This is a genomic window from Rhodoferax sp. GW821-FHT07G04 (genome assembly GCF_059418585.1).
The window spans coordinates 1-947 of sequence record NZ_JBWKQD010000026.1; the positions used below are offsets into that span (position 1 = coordinate 1).

At 56.6% G+C, this 947-nt stretch carries 2 protein-coding genes and 1 pseudogene; all 3 read left to right on the forward strand.

Features of this window, described 5'->3' with window-relative positions; genetic code table 11:
- A partial coding sequence (locus tag AC07OO_RS25530; protein ID WP_495084990.1) for an HK97-gp10 family putative phage morphogenesis protein occupies positions 1-222 on the forward strand: 222 nt, incomplete at its 5' end.
- Positions 219-572, forward strand: a complete 354-nt coding sequence (locus tag AC07OO_RS25535; protein ID WP_495084991.1) for a gp17 family tail completion protein — start codon at positions 219-221, stop codon at positions 570-572. The genes AC07OO_RS25530 and AC07OO_RS25535, both read left to right, overlap by 4 nt.
- Positions 573-738: 166 nt before the next feature.
- Positions 739-947: pseudogene (locus AC07OO_RS25540) on the forward strand (phage tail tube protein); the annotation flags it as partial.

The following is a 947-nucleotide window of genomic DNA, read 5'->3' on the forward strand; positions in this document are numbered from 1 at the left end:
AATGCCATCTACCAGGTGTTTAGTAAAGACAAGAGCTTCAAGGATGTGTCCACCTACCAAGTCAGCTGGAACAAGTCTGAGGCCCCCTATGGCTTCATGGTCGAGTTTGGTACCCGACATTCGCCGGCCCACTCGTTCATCGGCCGATCGGTCATTGAGACGCGCACCCAGGTGCGCGAAGCGATCAAAGTTCGCTACCTTGAGGAGGTCCGCAAGTCATGACCATGGAAAGCGACCTGCTCGCGGTACTGCTCACAGAGTGCCCGCGGTTTTTCCCAGACGTTGCGCCCAATGCAACTGCCCACCCTTTTGGCACGTACCAGGGAGTGGGAGGGGAGGCCTTGTCCTACGTGGACAACACCGCGCCCGACAAGCGATTCACATTAATGCAAATCAGTGTGTGGGCCGACACCAGGCTTGAGGCGCTGGCGCTGATACGCAGCATTGAGGCCGCTCTGCGTGTAGCCAGTGCATTCGTATGCACACCGCAAGGCGAGGCCATTTCGACTATTGACCCAGTAACCAATGCCCGTGGCTGCATTCAGCGATTCGAGATAGAAGCCACGCGATAGAAAAGCCGAACACACAACAAAACATCTGACAGAGCCAGCCAAGGTTTTACGACCTGGCTGGCTTTGTCTTTTGTGCCCGCATGGGCTTACAGCACACCCGCTTTCAGCAATGGCAGCGGGTTTTTTTACGCCCTCTGCGGGCACTTAACCAAAGAAAGGCCACCACATGGCACGCACCCTAACCGGCACCCTGTTTGCGATTGCTACCGCATTCGGGTCTGCCAAAACTGTCTCCGGTATTTCCAACGCTACAGAAGCCGTTGTCTCGTCCACTGCCCACGGGTTCAGTGCGGGCGACATTGTCGAGATCACCTCCGGCTGGGGGCGCCTGAACCTGCGCTCCTTCCGCATCAAAACTGTCTTGACCGACAGCTT

What these genes read in the sequence shown, in the direction of transcription:
- AC07OO_RS25535 (WP_495084991.1), top strand. Translation starts at nt 219, where the DNA reads ATGACCATGGAAAGCGACCTGCTCGCGGTACTGCTCACAGAGTGCCCG.